Source organism: Sphingomonas sp. OTU376 (genome assembly GCF_038440415.1).
In the GTDB taxonomy this organism is placed as follows: Bacteria; Pseudomonadota; Alphaproteobacteria; order Sphingomonadales; family Sphingomonadaceae; genus Sphingomonas; species Sphingomonas kyeonggiensis_A.
The window spans coordinates 17,075-40,793 of record NZ_JASATQ010000020.1; the positions used below are offsets into that span (position 1 = coordinate 17,075).

Here is a 23,719-nt window from a genome sequence, read left to right on the forward strand (position 1 = left end):
GCGACGCCTTCCGCTCAACTTATATTGCGAATCGTTTGCATTAGCAATTTCAGCTGCTATTGCGCGGCCCCTAAAACCAAAAGGGGTCCGCAATGCATCTTCGTCTATCCGCCTCCCTCGCCGCCATCGCCTTCGGCCTGCTCGCGGCCGGCACCGCCCAGGCACAGCAGGCGGAGGCGCTGCCGGAAACCGTGGCGGAGGGCGAGAAGGCCGCACCGAGCTATGAGCTGCAACCGGGCAACGACACCGGCACCACGATCATCCGCGAGCAGGAGATCAAGGCGCGCGCGCCGGGCTCGGGCGATGTGAACCAGCTGCTCAAGGCGCTGCCGACGGTGCAGTTCGACCGCGCCGAGGGCCGGGCATCGCGCGAGGATCTGCAGGACCTGCGCCCCGCCGACATCTCGATCTCCGGCGGGCGGATCTACGACAATCTCATCACCATCGACGGCATCGATGCCAATAGCCGGCTCGACATCACCCAGGACAACCCGCAGCACTTCGCCGAGCCCGCAGGCAATTCGGCGCAAAATCTGTGGCTCGATTCCAACCTGGTCGGCGAGATCGTAGTGCGCGATTCCAACGTCTCGGCCGAATTCGGCCGCTTCACGGGCGGCGCGCTGGATATCCGCACCCGCGATCCCCGGCACAAGTTCGGCGGCTCGGCCACGGTCAGCTTCACCTCCGACGAGCTGGTCGACTATCGCATCTCCGACGCCTCGCGCGCCGCGCTGAACGGCGCCGCGCTGCCCGACCGGCCGAGCTTCCGCAAATGGCGGTTCGGCGCCAGTGTCGACGTACCGGTCTCGGAGGATGTCGCCTTCCTGATCGCGGCCAATCGCTCGCGCGCAGACGTGACCTATTATCGCGCCGCCGCCTATGGCGGCTCTTCCTACGGACAGAGCAGCGTGAGCGACAACATCATGCTGCGCGGCGTGGCCGACCTGTCACCCAGCCTGAAGCTGACGGCGCAGTTCACCTATTCGCCCTATGAGAGCGAATCCTCGGCGGACAACGGCATCGACAATCTCGTCACTTCGAAGGGCGGTGGCCTTGCCGGGCAATTGCAGCTCGAGAACAGCGGAAGCACGCGCTGGACGCTGAAGGCGCGGTTCAGCCACAATGATTCCGGGCGCACCGCCTCGGCGAACAATTATTCGATCCCCTCGACCAGTACCAACGGCGCGGTGTGCAGCAGCGCCAACTGCACGATCGGCGGCTTCGGCAATGTCGACCAGTGGCAGGATAATTTCGGGCTCAGCTTCACCGCGGCGCGCGACATCGGCCCGGGCGAGCTGCGCGGCGGCGTGGACTATCAGCGGATCACCGCGATGCGCAGCCGGCCCGAGACCAACTATGCCTATTCGCGCGCGACCAGCGGCACCAACATCGTCTGCGCCAGCGGCGAGAGCCTGCTCTGCGCGACGGGGCAATATGCGCTGGGCCAGTATAGCGAATATCGCGCCTATCGCGCCGAGGTCGAGCTCGACAGCATCGCTGGCTGGGCGGAATATTCGGTGAAGGCAGGGCCGGTCGATCTGCGCGGCGGCGTGCGCTACGACTATGAGAGTTTCCTCGGGAACCACAATTTCGCGCCGCGCCTGTCGGCTACTGTCGACCTGTGGAAGGGCTGGTCGCTCACCGGCGGCGCCAATCGCTATTATGGCCGCTCGATGCTCGCCTATGCGCTGCGCGAGCAATATCCCGACAACTTCATCTATCGCCGCAACGGGGTCAGCTCGGGCGGGCGGCTGACCTATTCGGACAGCGGCTGGACGCTCTACAGCACCACCCATTCGACGAGCTACGCGAATGCCGACCTCAAGACGCCCTATTCGGACGAGCTGACCGGAGCGGTGACCGGCAAGGTGCTGGGCGGCACGGTGCGCCTCAAGGGGGTGTTCCGCTGGGCGAAGGACGAGTTCTCGCGCTCGGTGGCGACGCGGGTGACCGGCACGCTCGAGACCGGGGCAACGACGACCTATACGCTCTACACGCCGAACAATGACGGCCGCAGCCGCTACCGGGGCGGCTCGCTCGAATGGACCCGCGCCTTCGGCAAGCACAGCATCGCGGCGAACGTGAACTATTCGAAGGCCTATACCAGCAACACCGACTATCTGCTGACGAGCGACAATGTCGAGGATGCGGACGTGATGTACGTCTATAATGGCCAGCTGGTCTCGGCGCTGTCGATCCTCGACCAGAACCAGCGGCTGGAATTCGCCTCGCCGTTCATCGCCAACATGACCTGGACCGGGCGCTGGCTCGACGACCGGCTGACCACCAACGTCAATGCGCGCTTCCGCAACGGGTTCGACCGGATCGAGGATTCGGGGGTGAACCAGACGATCAACGGGGTCAGCTATGACGTGGTGGCGCTCAGGCACTACCGCGCCAGCCTCGACATGAACCTCAACGCGCAACTCGAGGTGATCCGCAGCAGGCTCGGCACGCTGACGCTCGATGCGCGCATTTCGAACCTGCTCAACCGCGTTCCGATGCAGGACTACGCCCTGACTTCGAATCCCTACCAAACCGGCCGCTCGGCCTGGTTCGGCCTGTCGTACAAGTTCTGATGCGCATGGAACGGGTTTCCCGTTTTGCCCTGCTGGGATCGACGCTGCTGTTCCTGACGGCAGCGGCGTTCCGGCAGGACGCGGAGCCGCTCGACCTGCGCCGGGCCTATGCCGGGCCGGTCTCGACCTGGCCCGGCGCAGAAGTGGATCCGGGGGTGGAGTTCGTCGAGTTCGGCCCCCTGCCCCCGGCCCAGCGCCCCGCCGGCATCGACGCCGAGCGGGTCGCGCTGGGCGCGCGGCTGTTCGACGAACCGCGGCTCTCGGCATCGGGACAGTTCGCCTGCGCCTCCTGCCATGCCCGCGAACTTGGGTTCGGCGACGGGCTGAAGACGTCGTTCGGGCATGATCGCCAGCGCGGCCAGCGCAACGCGATGAGCCTGTTCACCGCGGGCTTCATGCACAGCCTGTTCTGGGACGGACGCAGCCCGACGCTGGAGCATCAGGCGCTGCAGCCGATCCCCAACCTGGTCGAGATGGCGGCCAAGCCGGGACGGGTCGAGCACTGGATCAACGGCGAGAAGGACTATCGCGACGCCTTCCGGCAGGCGTTCGGGGTCAAGCGTATCCGGATGGACGATATTGCCCGGGCGATCGCGAGCTTCGAGCGCACCTTGCGGCCGCCGACCAGCCCGTGGGACCGGGTGTTCACCCGCGGCACCGCGTCGATGACCGACCAGCAACTGCTCGGCCTGCACCTGTTCCGGACCAAGGCGCGCTGCGCGAACTGCCATAACGGACCGCTGCTGACCGACCAGAAGTTCCACAATCTCGGCATCAGCTTCTACGGACGCCGGCTGGAGGATGTCGGCCGCTACGGCGTGACGCACGACGCGATCGATGTCGGCCGGTTCCGCACGCCCTCGCTCCGCGCGCTGCGGCGGACCGGGCCCTATATGCACAACGGCATCTTCCCCACCCTGGCCGGGGTGGTGAACCTCTATGCCGCGGGCGGCGGGGTCGATCGCAAGGTGCAGAGCGCGACCACCAAGGCGCCGCCACCCCAGCCCGATCCGCAGCTGAAGAAAGTGGCGCTCACCGCCGAGGAACGCGCCGCGCTCGTGGCGTTTCTCGAGATGCTGTGAGCCTCAGCGCGAACGATAGGTCATCGGGATGCGGAAGACGCGCGGCTCCCCTCGCGGCGGCGGGGGGAGAAGCGTGGCCTGCACCTGCGCCAGCGCCAGGCGATCGAGCGCCGCATTCTCGGAGGATATCGCGACAACCGCATAGACCCGGCCGCGGGACGAGACCTTCAGTTCCACCACCACCGTACCGGTAAGCCCCGCGCGTGCCAGCTCGGCCGGATAGCTCTGCCGCGCCCGGATCTCGCGGAATACGGCGCGGCCATATTGGTCGGCCTCCTCGCGGCGTTCGGTCGGCTTGGCTGCACGACTACTCTCCGCGCCGGTGGATGCCGGGCGCGCCGCGCTCTCGGCTGCGGCAGGCGCTGCCTGGATAGGCCCTGCGACGGCGAGCGTCACCGGCGGCGCCAATGCGACTTCCACCGGCCGCACCGGCTTCGGAGCAACCACCGGCACGGGAGAAGGTGCGGAAATCTCCGGCCGCACGACAGATCGGATTGCAGATTCGGAATCAGGCTCGGGTTCTGGTGCGATGCTTTCGGCGGAAACGTCGAAGATCCGCATCGCGCGGGTGCTGGCGGTCTGCGGCATCGGCGCGGCGAACAGCGCGAGAACCGCCCCGAGCGGCGCGGCCGTCAGCAGCAGGGTCAGGGTGACGGCGCCGGACCGCTCCGACAATGAGCGTTTGGGTGGATACACGCGCGCGCATTATCGCGAACGCGTCGCAATAACAACAAAATCAGAATCGGAGGAAGGACACTGTGCTGCCGACCGCCAACGCCGGATCCCCCGGCAAGCGGCGGACCAGCATGTCGGCCCGCGCGAGCATGGACTGGGCCGAGGCAGATTGGGCCGCGATCACCTGCACGCCCGCATCGGCCCGCTCGGCGCACAGAAAGGCTTCGCGGTCGCCATTGGCTTCCATATCCTCCGTCAACGGCAGACTTTCCCAGCGAAGCGCCGCCTGCACGCCACGACCGCCCAGTCCGGCGAGCAGCGGTGCAAGGAACAGGCGTGCGACCGTCATCGCCGCGGTCGGGTTTCCCGGCAGGCCGAGCACCAGCCTGGTGCCGATCCGCCCGAGCCAGACGGGCTTGCCCGGCTTGATCGCGACATCGGCAAACAGCAGCTCGAGGCCCAGCGGCAGGAGCGCCGACCTGGCGAAGTCTCGATCCCCACGCGAGGCCCCGCCGCACAGGACAAGGACATCGGCATCCGCCAGCGCAGTTTCGGCCGCGGCGGCGAGCAGCGCTGCGTCGTCACGCACCTGCACGGCGCCGAGCGGCCTGGCGCCCCATTGGCGCGCCATCAGCAGCACGGCTTCGGAAAGACTGTCGGGGATGCCACCGCTCGCCTGCGCCTCGCCGGCGGGCACCAGTTCATCGCCGGTCGCGATCACACGGACGCGCGGCGCGCGCCAGACGGTCAGTTCCGCTGCGTCGGCCGCGGCAGCAACCACAAGCGCGCGTGGATCGAGGAGCTTGCGGGCCGGCAGCACGACGGCTCCGGCCATCGTGTCCGATCCGCGCAACCGGACATGGGGCTTGGCGGGAACCGCGCCGTCGAGCGTGGCGATCGAAGCTTCGGCGCTGACGAGTTCGCGCATCAACACTCGGTCGGCGCCGGCGGGCATCAGCGCGCCGGTCATGATCCGCACCGCCTCGCCGGGCGCGATCGCTCCATGAAAAGGCGCGCCCGGATAGGCAGCGCCGATCACGGCAAATCGCCGCCGGCCGACGGCGAGATCAGCCTCGCGCACCGCAAAGCCGTCCATCGCAGAAAGATCCCGCGCCGGGATGTCCATCGCCGCGCGGACCTGTTCGGCGAGCACGCGCCTGCCCGCCCTGGATAGCGACACGCGTTCCGTGCCCAGCGGCCGGGCAACCGCGGCGAGGATCGCCTGGGCGGCATCGAACCGCAGCGCGGCGCCACAAGGCACACGCGCATCGACCGGAACCCGGACATGCTTCACTGCGCTCGCTCCGCCAGCATCGCAGCCGACTGACCGCCGGTGCTCGCCACCGCCGCGCCTACCAGAAGCAGGGTCGGCTTGTCCTCCGCGATTGCCGCGGCAGCGATCGGCAGCAGGTCGAGCCGGGTGTGGAGCAGCCGTTCGCCCGGCAGGCTGATGTCGCAGGCGATCAGCACCGGCGTCGCCCGGTCCAGTCCCGCCGCGACCAGCTGGCGGCTGATCTCACCCGCGGCACCGCGCCCCATATAGAAGGCCGTCGTTGCGGCGGGATCGGCGAGCGCCGCCCAGTCGAGCGCCAGCTTCTCGCCGGCCCGGACATGCGCGGTGACGAACTGGACGCGGCGCGCCAGGCCACGCAGCGACAGCGAGATGCCGGCCGAGGCCGCCGCCGCGCTCGCCGCAGTGATGCCGGGACAGATTCGTGCGCGAACGCCGACAGCGGCCAGCGCCGTGATCTCCTCGGTCGAGCGGCCGAAGACCGAGGGATCGCCGCCCTTCAAACGCACCACCTTCTCGCCGTCCAGCGTGGCCTCGACGAGCAGCGCATCGATCGTGCCCTGATCCTTCGAATGCCGGCCCGATCGCTTGCCGACGGGCACGCGGCGCACATGTTCGGGGATCAGCGCCAGCACGCCGGGGCCGACCAGCGCGTCATAGAAGACCACGCTCGCGCCGCGCAGCAGCCGCTCCGCCTTGCGGGTGAGCAGATCGGGATCGCCCGGTCCGGCACCGACAAGCCAGACTTCGCCCGGAAGAAACTCATCCATTGGCGGCACTCCTGTTTTCGTCGAGGATCCGGCGGATCGCGGGCCGGCACGAACCGCAATTGGTGCCCGCCGACAGTGCCGCGCCCACCGCCTCGACCGTAGTGAGCTGCTGGCTGCCGATCGCCGCGACGATTGTCTTGAGGCCGACATCGAAGCACAGGCAGATGATCGGCCCGCGATCCTCGCGCGCGCCCGGCGGCGCGCCGGCGAGCAAGGCTGCGGTGGCAGCCTGGCCAAGCTGTTCGACCAGCCATTCGCGCTTGGGCAGGAGCCCGCGTTCGGTGCGGAACAGCGCCGCGACCAGCCGGCCGTCACGCATCACCGCAACCCGGTGCGATCCGCGTGCACGGTCGAAGCTCTCGATCCGCTCGCCGCGCGGCAGCCTGGCTTCGATCGCCTGCGCATCGCCATCGCCGGCCAGTTCGTAGAGCGTGCCGCCGGGCACCGAGACGCGGGTGGCCCAAAGGCAATCCGGGCGGTCCATTGCTTCGGTAGTGATCAAGAAGCCGCGCCAGGCGGGAGCGACCGCCTCGATCTTCGCGGGCGTCGATTTGAAGCCGGGCTGGCCGGAATGCGGATCGACCAGCGGACGCGGGAGCAGGCCGGTGCGGCCTCCGGTGGATTGCCGATCGGTCCAGTGGATCGGCGTGAAGATCTCGCCCCGGCGCTGGCCGGTGCTGAACTGGACACGGAACAGGCTCGCGCCCTGCGGCGTCGAGACGCGGGCGAGGCCGCCATCCTCCAGGCCCTGGGCAGCGGCATCCTCGGGATGAACCTCGACCAGGGGCTCCTCGCGGTGGCGCGAAAGCTTGGGGCTGAGGCCCGTGCGCGTCATCGTGTGCCACTGATCGCGGTAGCGCCCGGTGTTGAGCGTCAGCGGCCAGTTGGCGAGCGGCGCAGGCAGCGGCATCTGGGCGACCGGCACCAGCCGCGCGCGGCCATCGGGGGTCGGGAAGCGTCCATCGGCAAAGGCGTCTCCGCCCCAGCGGAACGGGGCCATCGCCTCATAGTCGACATTGCCGATCGCGACCTTGTCCCCCAGGTCGAACAGCCGGGCGCCGTCATTCTGATAGGCGGAAAGGCGCGCATGCTCGCGGAAGATGTCGGCAGGCCGGGCATAGGCGAAGTCGCCCGGCCAGCCCATGCGGCGGCCGATTTCCTTGATGATCCACCAGTCGGGCCGTGCCTCGCCGGGTGCCTCGAACAGGGCGCGCTGGCGGCTGACCCGGCGCTCGGAGTTGGTGACCGTACCGTCCTTTTCTCCCCAGCCGGTGGCGGGCAGGCGGACATGGGCGAAGGGGGTGCAATCGGTCTCGGCGATCACATCGGAGATGACGACGAAGGGGCAGCGGGCCAGTGCTTCGCGCACCGCCCCGGCATCGGGCATCGAGACCGCCGGGTTGGTCGCCATGATCCACAGTGCCTTGATCCGCCCCTCACCCATCGCGCGGAACAGGTCGACCGCCTTGAGGCCGGGCTTGGGCGCGATCGTGGGCGAGGCCCAGAAGCGCTGGACGCGGGCGCGGTTCTCGGGCGCGAAATCCATGTGCGAGGCAAGGCTTGAGGCCAGCCCGCCGACTTCGCGCCCGCCCATCGCATTGGGCTGGCCGGTGATCGAGAAGGGCGCCGCGCCCGGCTTGCCGATCCGGCCGGTGGCGAGGTGCAGGTTGAGGATCGCGTTGACCTGGTCAGTGCCGCGGATCGACTGGTTGATGCCCTGGCTGAACAAAGTGATCGTGCGCGGATGCGCGGCGAACAGCTCATAGAAGCGCCTGAGGTCGGCGGCCGGCACTTCGCATGTCCGTGCCACCGACCACAGGTCGCTTCCCTCTCCAACCTGGTCCCAGAAATTCTCGGGCACGCTGACGCTCGCGGTGAGATAGGCCTCATCGACCAGACCGGCTTCGCGGCAATGGGCGAGCAGCCCGTTCATCAGCGCGACGTCGCTGCCCGGACGGATGGCGAGGTGCAGGTCGGCTCCCTCGCAGGTCTCGGTGCGGCGCGGATCGATCACGACCAGCTTAGCCCCGGCATCGCAGCGTGCGCGGATCCGTTGGTAGACGATCGGATGGCACCAGGCGGTGTTCGAGCCGACCAATATGATCAGGTCGGCGGCGTCGAGATCGTCATAGCTGGCCGGCACGACATCCTCGCCGAACGCACGGACATGGCCGGCGACAGCACTCGACATGCAGAGCCGCGAATTAGTGTCGATATTGCCCGAGCCGATGAAACCCTTCATCAGCTTGTTGGCGACGTAATAGTCTTCGGTCAGCAGCTGGCCCGAGACGTAGAAGGCGACGCTGTCCGGTCCGTGCTCGGCGATCGCCTGGCGGAAGCGCTTCGCCACCAGGTCGAGCGCCTTGTCCCAGTTCGCCCGGCGCTTGCCGATCATCGGGTGGAGCAGGCGACCCTCCAGGCCCACCGTCTCGCCGAGATGCGTGCCCTTGGAGCAGAGCCGGCCATGATTGGCGGGATGCTCGGGATCGCCCTTGATCTCGACCGAGCGCGCGCCGGTGCGCGTCGCGACGATCCCGCAGCCGACGCCGCAATAGGCGCAGGTGGTGCGGGTCGCCGTCATGCTATGCCGCCGCCTTCAGCGTGCTCGCGCGGCAGATCAGCACGCGGCCGCCGCTGATCTTCACCGGGATCACCGGGGTGCAGCCCTTGTCCTCGCCCTGCGCCAGGCCAGTCGCCAGCGCGATGTTCCAATTGTGCAGCGGGCAGGCGACGCTATGGCCATGGACTATGCCCTGGCTGAGCGGGCCGCCCTTGTGCGGACAGCGATTGACCAGCGCGAACACCTTGTCGTCGCCGGTGCGGAATACCGCGATCTCCTCGCCGCCCTCGACCGGAATGGTGCGGCTGCCGCGCACCGGGATCTCCTGCAGCCAGCCGATATCGAGCCATTCGCCGATCATGCGATTTCCTCCACGCGGATGGGATTGAAGGCAGCCATGTGCGCATGCTGTTCGCGTTCCTGGCCGGCGGCGCGCTCGGCCCAGGGATCGTCCTGGCTGAAGGTCTGGGAGTGCCAGAAGCGCGCGGCGAGCGCGTCGCGACCGGCTTCGTCCTCGACGATGCGGTCCTTCACATATTGCAGGCCGGTCCGCTCGATCCACGGCGCGGTGCGCTCGAGATAGCGCGCTTCCTCTCGGTAGAGCTGGACGAAGGCTGCAGCGTAGTGGAGCGACTCTTCTTCGGTCGCGACCTTCACCAGCAGGTCGGTTGCGCGGACATGGATGCCGCCATTGCCGCCGACATGGAGCTCATAGCCCGAATCCACGCAGACAACGCCGAAATCCTTGATCGTCGCCTCGGCGCAGTTCCTGGGACAGCCCGAGACCGCCATCTTGAACTTGTGCGGCATCCAGCTGCCCCAGAAGCCGCGCTCGAGCTTCACGCCGAGCCCCGTCGAATCCTGCGTGCCGAAGCGGCACCATTCGGAGCCGACACAGGTCTTCACCGTGCGCAGCGCCTTGCCGTATGCGTGTCCGGAGACCATCCCGGCAGCGTTGAGATCGGCCCAGACCGCCGGCAAATCCTCCTTCCTGATCCCGAAGATATCGAGCCGCTGGCCGCCGGTGACCTTGACCATCGGCGCATCGTATTTCTCGACGACGTCGGCGATCGCGCGCAGCTCCTGCGGGGTGGTGATGCCGCCCCACATGCGCGGGACGACCGAATAGGTGCCGTCCTTCTGGATGTTGGCGTGCATGCGCTCGTTGACGAAGCGGCTCTGCTGGTCGTCCTGATAGTCGCCGGGCAGCGCGCAGAGCAGGTAGTAATTGAGCGCCGGGCGGCAGGAGGAACAGCCGTCGGGCGTCGACCAGTGCAGCTTCTGCATCACCTCGGGGATCGACCGCATGCCCTGCGCGACGATCTCGCGACGGACATCGTCATGGCCGAAGCTGGTGCATTTGCACATCGTCTTGGGCCCGGCCTGGACTGCGTCGCCCAGCGTGACCGCCAGCAGCGTCTCGACCAGCCCGGTGCAGGAGCCGCAACTCGCCGATGCCTTGCAGCCGGCACGCACGGCATCCAGGCTGCACGCGCCCTTCTCGATGCAGGCGACGACCTGGCCCTTGGACACGCCGTTGCAGCCGCAGATCTCGGCATCGTCCGAGAGCGCCGCAACGGCCGCCTTAGGGTCCGCCTGCCCACCTCCCTGGGCAAATGCCTGGCCGAAGATCAGCAGGTCGCGGAGATCGGAGATGTCCTCCTGCTTCTTGAGCAGATCGAAATACCAGCTGCCATCGGCGGTATCGCCATAGAGGACGGCGCCGACGATGCGGTCGTCCTTGACCACCACGCGCTTGTAGATGCCGCGGCTGGCGTCGCGCAGGACGATGTCCTCGGCACCGTCACCGCCCGAGAAATCGCCGGCGGAGAACAGGTCGATGCCGGAGACCTTGAGCTTGGTCGAAGTGACCGAACCGCGATAGCCGGTATGTGCCTCGACCAGCCCGTCGGCGAGCGCCCGGCACATCTCCCAGAGCGGCGCGACCAGGCCATAGACATTGCCGTCATGCTCGACGCATTCGCCGACCGCGAGCACATTGGCGTCGCTGGTGACCATGTGATCGTCGACCTGGATGCCGCGGCCCACCGCCAGCCCGGCCTCGCGGGCAAGCGCGGTCGAGGGGCGGATGCCCACCGCCATCACCACCAGGCTGGCCGGGATCACCCGCCCGTCCTTGAGCTTCACGCCCTCGACATGATCGGTACCGAGGATCTCGGCGGTGTCGGCGCCGGTGAGGATCGTCTGGCCGCGCGATTCCAGCTCGGACTTGAGCAGCCAGCCCGCCGCCTCGTCGAGCTGGCGCTCCATCAACGTCGGCATCAGGTGCAGCACGGTGACCTTCATGCCGCGCAGGGTCAGGCCATGCGCCGCCTCGAGCCCGAGCAGGCCGCCGCCGATCACCACCGCGTCACCGCCCTTCCCTGCGGCCGCCAGCATCGCGTCGACATCCTTCATGTCGCGGAAGCTGATAACGCCGGGCAGGTCCTTGCCCGGCACCGGGATGATGAAGGGATCCGAACCGGTGGCGATCAGCAGCTTGTCATAGCTGACCGTGCGACCGCTGGCGGCGGTGACGGTTCGCGCCGCGCGGTCGATCCCGGTGACGCTGTCGCCGGCGACCAGCTCGATGCCGTTGCCGTCATACCAGTCGCGCGGGTTGATCACGATCTCGTCGAACGTCTTCTCGCCGGCGAGCACCGGGGAGAGCATGATCCGGTTGTAGTTCACATGCGGCTCGGCGCCGAAGATCGTCACCCGGTAGCGACCCGGATCGCGGGCGAGCAGTTCCTCGACGGCGCGGCAGCCGGCCATGCCGTTGCCGATCACCACCAGGTGCGGGCGGTCGATGTGATGGGTCATGCGTGCAACCTCACAGGGTAAAATCGAGCTCGAGCCACAGCTTGCGCGTATCGGTCGCGAAGCTGGCGGCGCGGTAATCGGCATATTTGATCAGGGCGGCGACGCGCTTGAGCGGCTTGAAACCGAGCTGCAGGTCCCATTCCTCGCCGTAGCGGCGCGCGTTCCGGTCGCTGTCGAAGCGGTGGTAGATCGCCTGCAGCGTGATCACCGGCACCTTGCCGAGCGCCAGCGCATAGCTGCCCCCGGCATAGAGGTCGCGGATGCCGTCCGCCGGGGTGACGAGGAACTTGTCCGCCCAGCCCTGGAACTTGTGCAGCGTGGCCAGCGGCGTCTGGAAGCTGGTGTTCGCCAGCCCCTTGTCCGCGCCGAGCACCTCATAGCCGCCGCTCACCCCGAAGGCCTTCACCTGGAGCTGCCCCTCGGCCAGCCAGTAATCGGCGGCATAGCGATTGGGATTGTCGCGCCAGTTCGACTGGCGGGCATAGCTGGCGGCGAGCGAAAGCTTGGCGGCGCCGAGCGGCAGCGTGGTCGCCGCCCGCCCGCCATAGGTCTGGCTGGAGAATTGCCGCCGGCCGGTCGAGTCCTGATCGACCAGATAGGCGAAGCCCTTGGCGCTGACCGGGCCGAGCTTCACGCTCGCGCCGGCGAAGACATTGTCGCCGCCGATCCCGGCGATCGGGCTCTCGACGCCGTAGATCGTGCGCGCCGCCCAGGCATAGGTCAGGTCGATCGCCACCGGCCCCAGCGCCTTGCTCTCGACGCGCACCGCATCGAAGGTCTGCTCGTTCTGCCGCCAGGCGACATTGCCAACGAAGCGCTGGTCGTCGAGCGCGATGCGCTGGCGGCCGGCGGTGAAGACGGTGTTCTTGATCCCGCGATACTGGAGCTGAATCCGGTTGATCTCGACATTCTCGGGATCGGCTACGATCGGCCAGGCGGTGCGGCCGTTCACGGTGCTGTTGTAGCGTTCGCTCAGCGCCAGCGTGCCTTCGCTCTCGGCGAGCAGCGCGAAAACACCCTGCTTGAGCTCGAACCCGGCGCGGACACGCAGCGTGAGCGCATCGGCATCCCGTGCCAGCCCGGCCTGATCGACACGCTCATAGCGAAGCCGCGCATCGACGATCGGCTTCATCTCCTGCGCCATCGCCGGCGTCGCGGCGATGGCCAGAGGAAGGAGGAGCGCGGCGCGCATCAGATCCGCACTCCCTGCGCCGCGGCGACCCAGCGCGCCCGCCACTTGCCCTTGACGAAGGTCAGGCCGGCAAGTGCGCCCAGCGCCAGCATCGCGAAGATCAGGAAGCCCGGGCCGAACCCACCGGTCGCCTGCCGCGCGAAGCCGAGCGAGGAGGCAAGGTAGAAGCCGCCAATGCCGCCCGCCATGCCGACCAGACCGGTCAGGATGCCGATCTCCTTGCCGAAGCGCTGCGGCACCAGCTGGAACACCGCGCCATTGCCGGTTCCGAGCGCGAGCATCGCGATGACGAACAGGGTGAGCGCGACGCCAAGGCTGGCCGGTGACGTGCTGACGCCGAGCAGCGCGAGTGCCGCGACGATATAGACGGCGGTGAGCGCCGCGACGCCACCCACCTTGTCGGCGAGCGCCCCGCCGAGCGGGCGCACCAGCGACCCGGCGAACACGCAGGCCGCGGTGCAATAGCCGGCGACTACCGTGCTCAGCGCGAACTGATCGGTGAAGTAGATGGTCAGCGACGAGGCGAGGCCGGAGAAGCCGCCGAAGGTGACGCCGTAGAACAGCATGAACCACCAGGCGTCCGCGGTCTTGAGCGGCTCGAGATAGGCGGCGAGCGGCTTGGGCGCGGGCTGGTTCGGCGCGTCCTTGGCCAGCACGACATAGACAACCAGCACGATCGCCAGCGGGATGCAGACCAGGCCGAGCACGGCGTTCCAGCCGAACGCCTTGGCCAGCATCGGCGCGAACAGCGCGGCGAGCACGGTACCCGAATTGCCCATGCCGGCGATGCCCATCGCCTTGCCCTGATGCTCGGGCGGATACCAGCGGCTGGCGAGCGGCAGCGCCACCGCGAAGCTGGCGCCGGCAAAGCCGAGCACACCGCCCAGCGCCAGCGTGCCGGCAAAGCTGTGGACGCCCAGCCGCCAGGCGGTGAGCAGTCCGGCGATCACGATCACCTGGCCGATCACCCCGGTGCGCTTCGGCCCGATCCGATCGGCGAGCAGGCCGACAAGCAGGCGGAGCACCGCGCCGGCCAGGGTGGGCGTTGCCACCATCAGGCCCTTCTGCGCGGGGCTGAGGTGCAGGTCCTTGGCGATCTCCGGCGCAAGCGGGCCGAGCAGCACCCAGACCATGAAGGCCAGGTCGAAATAGAGGAAGGCGGCGATCAGCGTCGGCGTATGACCGCTGCTCCAGAATGCCGACTTTGCCTTGCGTGCCGGAAAGGAATCGACATCGGCACCCCCGCCGATCGCCTCGAAGCCTTCGCGCGCCAGTTCCGCGATCTTCATCCGCTCTGCTCCCCCGTGCCGTCCGGCACGAAAAATCTGATGTGCCGCAGGCACGAAAAAAGCCGCTGCCGATCCCCCGCGAGGCGGTGATCGGACAGCGGCTTTGCTGAATTCCGGTGGATGTTCGCGCCTACGTCGCCGCGGACATCCGATAAGCGTCCCCCGGCCATTCGGGCGACTCGCATAAGCTGACGCGAAGTGGATTTCTTCGCAAGTGCAAAAATTTCAGCTTTGTTTCAGGGCCTGCAGATAGCCAGAAATATCCTGCGGATCGAAAGACTTGCCATCGAAGAACCGATCGGGCGAGAGCATCAGGCTGCCCTGATGCGACGCAGCTGCGAGCGGATTCGCCAGCGAACCCTCGACCTTCATGCTCGCGCCCGGCATCGCGACACCGCGCCCGGCAAGCGCGCTGCGGTACAGGTCGGAGCGGAACACGCCCGCGGCCGCCCGCTCGGCCTCGGCACTCGGCTCGACCATCCCCCAGCGGACGAACTGCGAGTAGATCCAAAGCGCCTGGCTGCGCCACGGGAAGTTGGCCGCGCCACGGTGGAAGACCAGGAAATCGGGCAGGTCGATCACCTCCCCGCCGCGCATCAGCGGCATCCGCCCGGCCAGCGCCTGGGCGATCAGCTCGGCGGGCTGGCCGACATAGTCGGACCGGGCAAGCAGGGCCGCCACATCCTCCCGGTTGGCCGGATCGTCGCACCAGGCGGCGGCGCGGTCGAGCGCGCGGAGCAGCTGGCCGAGCTGATCGGCATTGGCTTCGGCCCAGTCGGCGCGGGTAGCGAGCACCTTCTCGACGCCGCGCTGCCAGATGTTCACGCCCGCGGCGGCGATCTCGCCGATCCCCTCGGCCACCGCGACGCTGCCCCAGGGCTCGCCCGCGATGAAGCCGTCGATCTCGCCCAGCCGCAACGCCTGCACCATCAGCGAGGGCGGCAGCACGCGCAGGGTCACATCGCGGTCCGGGTTCACCCCGGCATAGGCAAGCCAGTAGCGCAGCATCAGCGCGTGGCTCGAATAGCGATGGACGATGCCGATCACCGGCTTTCGGCGATGCAGCCCGATCGCGGCGGCGAAATCATGCGCGGTGGCGACGGGATCCTGCACGCGGTTGCGCGGATCGGGATCGAGCGCGGCCGCCAGCTCGGCCGAAAGCGTCAGCGCATTGCCATTGTCGTTGAGCTTGAACGGCGCGGCGATCGCGCAGGGCGCCTGGCTGAGCCCCAGCGTCACCGCCACGGCGAGCGGCGCGAGCATGTGCGCGCACTGGACCTGGCCATAGACCAGCCGGTCGCGCACCGTCGCCCAGCTGGTATCGCGCACCAGGGTGAGGGCGATGCCCTCGGCCTCGGCGAAGCCACGCTCGCGCGCCACGATCAGCGGCGCGCTGTCGGTCAGGGGGAGGAAGGCGATCGAAAGCGGCGTCATCGCCCGTCTCCAAACAGGTCGGCGGCGGTGATCAGGGCTTCGGCGACTTCGGCGATGCGCCGCCCCTGCTTCATCGCGGTGGTGCGCAGCAGCGCATAGGCTTCGGGCTCGCTGAGGCCCCGGCTCTGCATCAGGATCGCCTTGGCGCGATCGAGCGTCTTGCGCTCGGCAAGCTCGGTGCGCGCGGCATCGAGCTCGGTCTGCAGCCTGGAAAAGGCATTGAAGCGGCGGATCGCCAGGTCGAGCACCGGCTTCACCCGGTCCTTGCGCAGCCCGTCGACGACATAGGCCGAGACGCCCGCATCGATCGCCGCGCCGATCATCCCCTCGTCCGACTGGTCGACGAACATCGCGATCGGCCGGGCGAGCGCGCGGCTCACCGTCAGCATCTCCTCCAGCGAATCGCGATTGGCGTTGCCGAGGTTCATCAGCACGACGTCGGGCGCCATCCGCTCGAGCCGCGCGACAAAGGCACCGTGCGGGGGCACGATCTCGATTTCCTCGAAGCCGGCCTCGCGCAATCCCTCCTCCAGGATCGTGGCGCGCAGCCCGCTGTCGTCGATGATGGCAATGCGCAACGCCGGTCCCCAAGCCTACGCGCGCGAGGCTTATCCGGCGCATGCCCTGCGTCAACTTCGGACTCCCGCAAATCTGCGCCGTCGCAGTGGACGCGGCCATGGCGATATCTACACTGGCGCCATGCTTGCTGTGATGAGCGCCGTCTCCGCTTTCGTGCGCACGCGCCGGCTGGCCCGGCGGCTGGCAACGCCTGACGACGTGCGACGCTGGCAGGCCGCGAGGCTTGCCAGCTGGATGAAGGCCGCGGTGCCGCGCGTCGATGCCTTTGCGGAGGAGCCGGTTCGCCGCCTCGAGGAACTGCCGGTGATGGACAAGGCGATCCTGACCGCCGATTTCGCCGCCTATAACCGCCCCCGCATCACGGCGGACGAAATCCGCTCGGCCCTCGATGCGGGCGCGGATCGGGTGCGGGGCCATCCGATCGGGCAAAGCACCGGGACGAGCGGGAATCGCGGCTATTACGTCATCAGCGAAGCCGAACGCTTCGTCTGGCTGGGAACGATTCTCGCCAAGGCGCTTCCCGATGTGCTGTGGCGGCGGCACCGTGTCGCGCTTGCCCTGCCCGGCTTCTCGACGCTCTATCGCTCGGCCGAACGGGGGCGGCGGATCAGCCTGCGCTTCTTCGACCTGGCGCTGGGGGTCGATGGCTGGGCCGACCAGCTCGCCGCCTTCGCGCCCGACACGATCGTGGCGCCGCCCAAGGTGCTGCGGAGGTTGGCGGAGAGCGGCCGGCTGACCGCGCACAACCTGTTCAGCGGCGCGGAAGTGCTCGATCCGCTGGACCGCGCGGTGATCGAGGCTGCGACCGGCGCCAGGGTGCGTGAGATCTACATGGCGACCGAAGGGCTGTTCGGCGTCGCCTGTCCGCACGGCACGCTGCATCTTGCCGAGGATGCGGTGCGGTTCGAGTGGCAGCCATCGGGGGACAGCGGACTGGTGACGCCGCTGATCACCGATTTCACGCGGCGGACCCAGATCATGGCGCGATACCGGATGAACGACCTGCTGGTCCTTTCCGACGAACGCTGCGCCTGCGGCTCGCCGCTACAGGCCGTCGCGCGGATCGAAGGGCGGCAGGATGACGTGTTCGAGCTGCAGGATGCCGGCGGGCAGTGGCGCATGATCACGCCCGACGTGCTGCGCAACGCCGTTGTCGATGCCGATCGGGCGATCACCGACTTCCGCATCGTCCAGACCGCGGAGGACCGGATCAGCGTCGCGCTTGACCCCATACTCCCGCCGGAGAGCGACGCGCGAGTGTCCGCCTCGCTGGCAGGCTTGTTCGATCGTGCCGGCGTGGTGCGGCCAGAGATCGCGATCACCCGCGGGCTGACAGTGGATTTCGACCGGAAGCTGCGCCGCGTCCGGCGGGAGTGGCGTCAGAGGTAGAGTATCGCCTCGCGCTGCTCGACCGCCTGCGGCCTGCCATTGGCCAGCCGCCACACCGTCGGCCCGATCAGATCGGCCGGGCCGATCGCGAAATCGACCGCGCCCCAGTCCTTCAGCGCCTCGACCTGGTCGGCCAGCACTCGCTGGTCCTGGCGCAGCAGCGGCAGGTTGAACGCCTTGAGCACCCAGCGCTTGAGCCAGTTGGGCGCGATGCCCCGGCGAGTGGAGAACAGCGCATAGGGGCGCACCAGATCCGTGTCCTCCGGCACGAAGATCGCGGTCAGCGAGACACTCAGGCCGCGGTCGGTGCGGAATTCGAGCTGGCCGATCGTCGGCGGGAAATAGCGCCCGATCGACACCGTCCTCTTGCCCTCCAGCAGGCGCGGCATGATGCCCTCGGCACGGGCGTTCTCGTGATAGACGGCTTGCGCGCCATCGGGCCCGAGCGACACCTCCACCCGCATCGCCCGGCGCTTGCCGGTACCGCGCAGGAACCAGGGATGGACATAATGCGGGTGCGAGGCGTCGAGCATGTTCTCGATCCCGTCGAGCAACCGCATCCGGCTGGGCGCGACCAGCCAGCGAAAATGGTCGAGCGCCGGATCGTCGAGCAGCGCAGGCAGGCGAGGGAATGGCGGCGGGGTCTCGGCCAGGCAGGTCCAGACCAGCCCGGCGCGGATCTCGACCGGCAGGACCCGTGCGGAGACCGCCGGCACCGCATCGGAGCCGGGGACCTCGACGCAGCGGCCGTCCGCGCCGAAGCGCCAGCCGTGATAGGGGCAGGCGATCGTGCCGCCCTGCACGCAGCCGTCGGAAAGCTTGAGCGCGCGGTGCGGGCAGCGATCGAGCATGACGACGGGCTTGCCCGCGCTCAGGAACAGCACGACCGGCGTGCCCATCAGCCGCCGCGCCACCGGCTTGCTGCCGAGCGCGTCCAATGCCGCCAACGGATGCCAGCCCTGCGCAATCGCCACCGGCCATGCGTCGCTCATAGCCCTCGCCTCCTCATCAACGGAACTGCCAGCCGATCGAGCGCGGCCTGCATCAACCCCAGCACGGCGCGCCGTCGCCAGGGCAGATGGCCGGCGGCGACCGCAGTATATTCGATCACCCCGGTGGCACCGCGGTTGCGCTTGAACTGCGCGGCACCGGCCGAGCCGTTGAGCCGAATGCCCTTCTCGTGCGCCATCGAGGTGAACAGGAGCGTGGCAATGCGGTACAGGCCTTCTCGCCGCGGCCGGGCGGTGTCGTAGCCGACGATCGGCGGGGTCAGGACATCGCCCCGCACCAGGGCGCCCGTCACCGCCAGCAGCGTGCCCTGCGCGTCGCGTGCCCCACGATACCGCAGGATGCCCTCCCGCCAGGTCATCAGGATCCAATCCGGCGAGAAGATCGGGTTCAGCGGCGAATATTTGCCGACATAGAGCAGATGGTAGAGCTCGGCGATCCGCGCCGCGTCGGCTTCGGTCATAACCGCGAACTCGTCGATCGCCAGCCCGCTGCGGCGAAGCAGGCGGAAGTCGTGCCCGGTATTCCGCCGCGCGCGCCACTGCGTTTCGAGGTCGCCGGTCACCCAGATCTGGCGACTGGCGAGCAACCGCCAGCCGTCACTCCGCGCCGCGTCGAGCAGGGCCGGCGAGGACCAGCCGTCCACCGAGCGGACCGCGATGGCATGGGCCGGAAAACGCTCGGCCAGGAAGGCGCGGATCGCCGGGAGATCGTCGCCCTGCCAGTCGCCGTGCAGGTTGGTCGACAGCATCCAGTTGTCGATATGGAGGACGCGATTGACCTGCCCCCAGCGCAACAGCCGATCGGCGGCAGCGATCATCGCGCGCAGCAGCGGTCGCAGCCACCCGGTATCGACGATGTCGAGCTCGGCCCGCGCGTAGAGGATATAGGCGCTGTGCGGCAGACAGACATAGCTGCCTCCCACCCCGCCTTCATTGATCGTCACCGGATAGACGCGCTCGCCCGCGCGAAGCGCCATCCAGCGCGTGGCGACGTTGGGGATCATCGCGCCCACGCCCGCCCGCGCGATGCCTTCGATATAGGCACGCGAATCGCAGCCGGCCGGCCACGCGCCCGGCGGCGGGTCGAGCGGATCGAACAGGATCATGCGATCGGCTCACCATTCCATTCGATGTCGGTCGTGGTCGCGCCCGCCGCACTCCCGCGCGACAGCAGCGCTCGTCTGGCGAAACGCGCGGCATCGAGCATCGCACCGATAACCGGGCGGCGATCGCCCGGCCGCCCCACCGCATCGTGGCCGAGCCTGACGTCGCGCGCCAACTGGCCAAGCCGCCCGCCCCCGATCGCAGCCGGCAGCCCTAGCAAGGCCATCGCCGGACCGAGATAGCGCAAGCCCTTAATGGGCTGCGCCTCGCCCCGGCCGAGCATCGCATCCGCGAGTTCCGGCCGCGCATCGAACAGATGCACTCCGCTAACCGCACGCGGATTGCACTCGATCGGCACCGCCACGCCCTCCGGCGTGAGGATCAGGTCGAGCGAGAGGTGCCCGGTCAGCTCGTTTGCCGCAGCCAGCATGCGCGCGACTTCGATCGCCGCCGGGCAATCGACGGCCTCAAACGCATAGGACGCCGCCTTGCCGTGCCGCCAGACCGGGCGATACACGACCGCGGTAACCAACCGCCCCGCCCGGGCGAAGGACCATAGGCACAGTTCCTCGCCCGCGACGAAACGCTGCGCCGCCCAGGCCCGGTCGGCGGACGGATCGAACAGCGCCAGCTGCGCGCGCGAAGGCCGGACCAGAGTCTCCGTCGCGAAGCGGGAGAAATCTGGCTTCAGCACCAGCTCTTCGAATGCGACCGGCAAATCCTCAAGTTCGGCACGAGCCTCGATCCGCGAGGTTTCGGGCACCACTATGCCCAGTCCCCGAGCATGCGCGACGAAAGCCAGCTTCGAATGCAGCGTACGGAGCGTCCCAAGCGGCGGCGCCAGCACGCGATCGCCGAGACCCGCCGCCGCAACGTAGAACACTTCCTCGCAGGTCGGGATGATCGCCACCGGATCGAGCCTCGCCACCAGGTCGCGCAGCGCGCTGGCGAACCCCGCGAAATCGCTGCGCGGCGGCGGCAGCAGATGCGTCGCGGCCACCGCCCGCGACAGGCGCGCCGCCCAGCCGGCGATCGAGTCGGCCAGGTGAACTTCATGCCCCGCTGCTGCGAAGGACCGCGCCAGATCAACCGCGACCGGCGCGCGCGCGCCGGTGATGAGGATCTTGCTCACGCCTCGGCTTCGGCGGCGCGTTCGGGGCAATGCGCAGGCGTGAGCCGGATCGCCGGATTGCGCTGCCAGAGCGCATGCAGCTTTGCCAGGGTCTGCTCGACGCGCCCGGCATTGCCCAGCAGGCTGCTGGTCAGCCGTGGCGGCGGCATGTTGCGGCGGATCGCGTCGCTCGACCAGGCGGCATCGGCGACCAGGAAATGCTCGCCGTGCAGGCTGTCGGCAACGACCATGCCCCAATGCCCCGGGCAATGGCCGGGAAGCTCGACCGCGAGCAGGCTGCCATCGCCCAATATGTCGGCCCCTTCGGCAAAGGGCTGCAACGCGCCGGGCAGGGCAACGCGCGGCGCATCCTCGAAGAAGCGCGCGCGCGCCGCGATATCGGCGGGGAGCAACGCCAGCAGCACGCCACCGAGCAACGCCTTCACCCGCCCGCTCGAACATGCCGCGTCGAGCCCGGCACGCGCGCAGTGGATCGCGGCATTCGGAAAGGCATGGGTGCCCGCGATATGATCGGCGTGGAAATGCGACAGGACCAGATGGCGGACATCGCCCGGATCGAAGCCGAAGCGCCGCAACTGGCTCGCGACGTCCGCGCCCGGCGGCAGCGTGGCCGGGGTCAGCCAGCGATAAAAGCGTTCGGGAAAGGGCCGGGTCGCGGCGAAGAATGCCGGGTCATAGCCGGTATCGAACAGGATCGGCCCCTCCTGCGGGTGGACGATCAGGATCGAGAGCGCGGGGAAGATCGCCGGGCGCAGGCTGCCGTCGCGGATCGTTGCGCGCTGCGGGTGGAGGCAATGCCCGGCGCGGATCAGCCTGACCTCGACCTCACGCATCGATCGCCTCCGGCAGGGCATGGGCGATCATCGCGTCGATCCCGTGGCGCGGCACCCAATCGAGCAGATCGCGCGCGCGATCGAGCCGCATCGTCTGCGAGAAGCCGAAGGTCATGACGCTGTAACGCGTTACCGGCGGTTCCGGCCTGCCGGGCAGCAGCGCGGCAACGCGTTCCATCGCGCCGGCCATTGTCATCGCCAGCCTGGTCGGCACCGTCACCAGGCGCGGTGCGCTTCCGATCCGCGCGAACAGCTGGCCCAGCAGTTCGCGCACCGGCCGCGGATCGCCGCCCGATATGTTGATCGCCTGCCCGCCCGCCGTCGCCAATCGGCGGTCGGCGGCGACAAAGGCGGCTGCGGCATCGCGCACATCGGTCGGCTCGATCAGTGCCCTGCCCCCGCCCGGCAGCGGAAACCGCCCGCGACGCCCGGCGCGCAGGATTCGCGGCAGCAGGACAGTGTCATGCGGCCCCACGATCGCGCGCGGGCGGATCGCGAGGCTGCGGAAGCCCGGCGCGTCGGCAGCCAGAACCAGTCGTTCGGCGGCATATTTGGTCGCGGCATAGTCATTGGCAAAACGCGGCCCGACCGGGCTGTCCTCGGTCAGGCCGATCCGGTCGCGCGGTTCGGCGTAGATGGAGGGCGTGGAAGCGTAGACCAGCCCCTCGCACCCCGCCGCGCGCGCGGCATCGGCCAGCCGCCGGGTCGCGGTGATGTTGATCGCCTCGAAAGCCGCACGCGATCCCCAGGGAGACGAGAGCGCGGCAAGGTGGAACACCACATCCACGCCGCCGAGCAGCGGCGCCAACGGATCGGTGACCAGATCGGCCGGCAGGAATTCCGTTCCGAGCTGGGCACCGATCGCCCGGTCGCGGCCGGTCGCGCGCACCTGATATCCGGCCGCGCGCAACTGGCCGACCAGTTCGCGTCCCAGTCCGCCGGTCGCTCCGGTCACCAGCGCATGCCGGGTCACCAGCGGATCACCGCGCCGCCCAGCGATACGCCAGCCGATGTCCCGATCAGCAGGCTGTGGCTACCGGGCGCGAGTTGACCTCGCTCACGCGCGACATGGAGCGCATGCGGCATACCCGCCGCAATCTGGTTGCCATGGTCCCGGAAGATGTCGACCGTCCTGGCATGGCCACCCGGCACCGAGCGCTTGAGATGCTCGATCGCCGCCGCGCTTGCCTGGTGCGGCACGATCGTATCGAGAGCATCGGCCGTCACCTCGCCGGCGACGAGCAGGTCGCGCAGGAAACGCGGGAAGCGCTTGGCGGTCGCGGCGAACAATGCGGGACCGTCCATCCGGAACTTCGATACCGCCAGGAAGGCATCGAGATCCTCGGTCGGGCGCATGCGGGTGCCGCCCGATTCAAGCCGGCACAATTCTGACCCGTCGCCGAAGGTCGCGAGCCGGCAGGCAAGCAGGCGGCTGGGGCCGTCGGCTTCGATCGCCACGGCGGCCGCGCCGTCGCCGAAGATCACCGATGACTCGGGCGAACCGAAATCGAGTGCGGCGGAAGCGATGTCGACCGAAACGATCAGGCCCCGGCGCCATTTGCCGATCGCCATTCCCATCAACAGCGTGTCGAGCGCGACGAGAAACGACAGGCAGGTCGCATTGACGTCGAATGCGGCGATGCCGCTCGCGCCGATGCCGAGCCGGCGCTGGATGAGCGGGGCGTTGCCCGGAATCGGCTGCTCCATCACGCCGCATGCCGAGATCACCACATCGAGATCGGCGGCATCCCAGTTCGCCGCCGCCAAGGCCGCGGACGCGGCAGCGGCGCCAAGCGACGAACTGGTTTCGTCGCCGCGCGCCCAATAGCGGGTGGCGATCGCGAAATTCGCTTCGGTCCAGCCTGGATCCCGGCCAAGCCTGGCATCGATTTCCACGGAGGGAACGGCAGTCCTGGGCAGCGCGACACCGCTGCCAGCGAAGCGAAAACCGAGGCCCCGAGTCGCATTCATGCGAAT

The 23,719-nt window shown here is 68.6% G+C and carries 19 protein-coding genes; 3 read left to right on the forward strand and 16 right to left on the reverse strand.

Going from position 1 to position 23,719, the window contains the following annotated elements; translation table 11 throughout:
• Window positions 1-92 precede the first annotated feature (92 nt).
• On the forward strand, window positions 93-2,579 hold the full coding sequence (locus AAHM44_RS10615) for a TonB-dependent receptor plug domain-containing protein (RefSeq protein ID WP_342249949.1): 2,487 nt from the start codon (window positions 93-95) through the stop codon (window positions 2,577-2,579).
• A gap of 5 nt (window positions 2,580-2,584) precedes the next feature.
• A complete protein-coding gene (locus AAHM44_RS10620) occupies window positions 2,585-3,661 on the forward strand; it encodes a cytochrome-c peroxidase (RefSeq protein ID WP_342249950.1) in 1,077 nt (358 codons plus the stop codon).
• 3 nt (window positions 3,662-3,664) lie between these two features.
• Here the strand turns inward: AAHM44_RS10620 and AAHM44_RS10625 are convergent, their stop codons facing one another.
• The 10 genes from AAHM44_RS10625 to AAHM44_RS10670 all read right to left on the reverse strand — a co-directional run bounded on the left by AAHM44_RS10625 (window position 3,665) and on the right by AAHM44_RS10670 (window position 16,273).
• Complete coding sequence (locus AAHM44_RS10625) at window positions 3,665-4,336, reverse strand: TonB family protein (protein WP_342249951.1); 672 nt, start codon at window positions 4,334-4,336, stop codon at window positions 3,665-3,667.
• Window positions 4,337-4,397: 61 nt separating this feature from the next.
• Entirely contained in the window at window positions 4,398-5,630 is a 1,233-nt protein-coding gene (locus AAHM44_RS10630; protein ID WP_269574189.1) for a molybdopterin molybdotransferase MoeA, read from the reverse strand.
• On the reverse strand, window positions 5,627-6,397 hold the full coding sequence (gene cobA / locus AAHM44_RS10635; RefSeq protein WP_342249952.1) for a uroporphyrinogen-III C-methyltransferase: 771 nt from the start codon (window positions 6,395-6,397) through the stop codon (window positions 5,627-5,629). The genes AAHM44_RS10630 and cobA overlap by 4 nt, the downstream gene beginning before the upstream one ends.
• Window positions 6,390-8,978, reverse strand: coding sequence for a molybdopterin-dependent oxidoreductase (locus AAHM44_RS10640; RefSeq protein ID WP_342249953.1), 2,589 nt, complete (start codon window positions 8,976-8,978; stop codon window positions 6,390-6,392). The genes cobA and AAHM44_RS10640 overlap by 8 nt, the downstream gene beginning before the upstream one ends.
• 1 nt (window position 8,979) lies before the next feature.
• Window positions 8,980-9,318, reverse strand: coding sequence for a nitrite reductase small subunit NirD (nirD, locus tag AAHM44_RS10645; RefSeq protein ID WP_342249954.1), 339 nt, complete (start codon window positions 9,316-9,318; stop codon window positions 8,980-8,982).
• Window positions 9,315-11,780: a nitrite reductase large subunit NirB gene (gene nirB, locus AAHM44_RS10650; RefSeq protein WP_342249955.1), complete on the reverse strand. Its 2,466-nt coding sequence runs from the start codon at window positions 11,778-11,780 to the stop codon at window positions 9,315-9,317. The genes nirD and nirB overlap by 4 nt, the downstream gene beginning before the upstream one ends.
• A gap of 10 nt (window positions 11,781-11,790) precedes the next feature.
• Window positions 11,791-12,972, reverse strand: coding sequence for an alginate export family protein (locus AAHM44_RS10655; RefSeq protein ID WP_342249956.1), 1,182 nt, complete (start codon window positions 12,970-12,972; stop codon window positions 11,791-11,793).
• Complete coding sequence (locus AAHM44_RS10660; protein ID WP_269574183.1) at window positions 12,972-14,261, reverse strand: nitrate/nitrite transporter; 1,290 nt, start codon at window positions 14,259-14,261, stop codon at window positions 12,972-12,974. The genes AAHM44_RS10655 and AAHM44_RS10660 overlap by 1 nt, the downstream gene beginning before the upstream one ends.
• A gap of 225 nt (window positions 14,262-14,486) precedes the next feature.
• The gene (locus AAHM44_RS10665; RefSeq protein WP_342249957.1) at window positions 14,487-15,695 is read right to left on the reverse strand and encodes a CmpA/NrtA family ABC transporter substrate-binding protein; all 1,209 of its coding nucleotides are present in this window, start codon (window positions 15,693-15,695) and stop codon (window positions 14,487-14,489) included.
• Window positions 15,692-16,273, reverse strand: a complete 582-nt coding sequence (locus tag AAHM44_RS10670) for an ANTAR domain-containing response regulator (RefSeq protein ID WP_184170618.1) — start codon at window positions 16,271-16,273, stop codon at window positions 15,692-15,694. The genes AAHM44_RS10665 and AAHM44_RS10670 overlap by 4 nt, the downstream gene beginning before the upstream one ends.
• A 121-nt stretch (window positions 16,274-16,394) precedes the next feature.
• On the opposite strand from AAHM44_RS10670, the gene AAHM44_RS10675 reads away from it, so the two are divergent.
• Entirely contained in the window at window positions 16,395-17,663 is a 1,269-nt protein-coding gene (locus tag AAHM44_RS10675) for a F390 synthetase-related protein (protein ID WP_342249958.1), read from the forward strand.
• On the opposite strand, the gene AAHM44_RS10680 is transcribed toward AAHM44_RS10675, so the two are convergent.
• From AAHM44_RS10680 to AAHM44_RS10705, 6 genes are read right to left on the reverse strand one after another with little or no spacing between them, the layout of a single operon-like run.
• The gene (locus AAHM44_RS10680) at window positions 17,654-18,655 is read right to left on the reverse strand and encodes a Rieske 2Fe-2S domain-containing protein (protein ID WP_342249959.1); all 1,002 of its coding nucleotides are present in this window, start codon (window positions 18,653-18,655) and stop codon (window positions 17,654-17,656) included. The two genes, AAHM44_RS10675 and AAHM44_RS10680, sit on opposite strands and share 10 nt — an antisense overlap.
• The gene (locus tag AAHM44_RS10685) at window positions 18,652-19,779 is read right to left on the reverse strand and encodes a hypothetical protein (RefSeq protein ID WP_342249960.1); all 1,128 of its coding nucleotides are present in this window, start codon (window positions 19,777-19,779) and stop codon (window positions 18,652-18,654) included. The genes AAHM44_RS10680 and AAHM44_RS10685 overlap by 4 nt, the downstream gene beginning before the upstream one ends.
• Complete coding sequence (locus tag AAHM44_RS10690) at window positions 19,776-20,909, reverse strand: hypothetical protein (protein ID WP_342249961.1); 1,134 nt, start codon at window positions 20,907-20,909, stop codon at window positions 19,776-19,778. Before AAHM44_RS10690 ends, AAHM44_RS10685 begins: the two co-directional genes overlap by 4 nt.
• On the reverse strand, window positions 20,906-21,742 hold the full coding sequence (locus AAHM44_RS10695; protein ID WP_342249962.1) for an MBL fold metallo-hydrolase: 837 nt from the start codon (window positions 21,740-21,742) through the stop codon (window positions 20,906-20,908). Before AAHM44_RS10695 ends, AAHM44_RS10690 begins: the two co-directional genes overlap by 4 nt.
• Window positions 21,735-22,715, reverse strand: coding sequence for an NAD-dependent epimerase/dehydratase family protein (locus tag AAHM44_RS10700; RefSeq protein WP_342249963.1), 981 nt, complete (start codon window positions 22,713-22,715; stop codon window positions 21,735-21,737). The genes AAHM44_RS10695 and AAHM44_RS10700 overlap by 8 nt, the downstream gene beginning before the upstream one ends.
• Entirely contained in the window at window positions 22,712-23,713 is a 1,002-nt protein-coding gene (locus tag AAHM44_RS10705; protein ID WP_342249964.1) for a 3-oxoacyl-[acyl-carrier-protein] synthase III C-terminal domain-containing protein, read from the reverse strand. The genes AAHM44_RS10700 and AAHM44_RS10705 overlap by 4 nt, the downstream gene beginning before the upstream one ends.
• Window positions 23,714-23,719 lie beyond the last annotated feature (6 nt).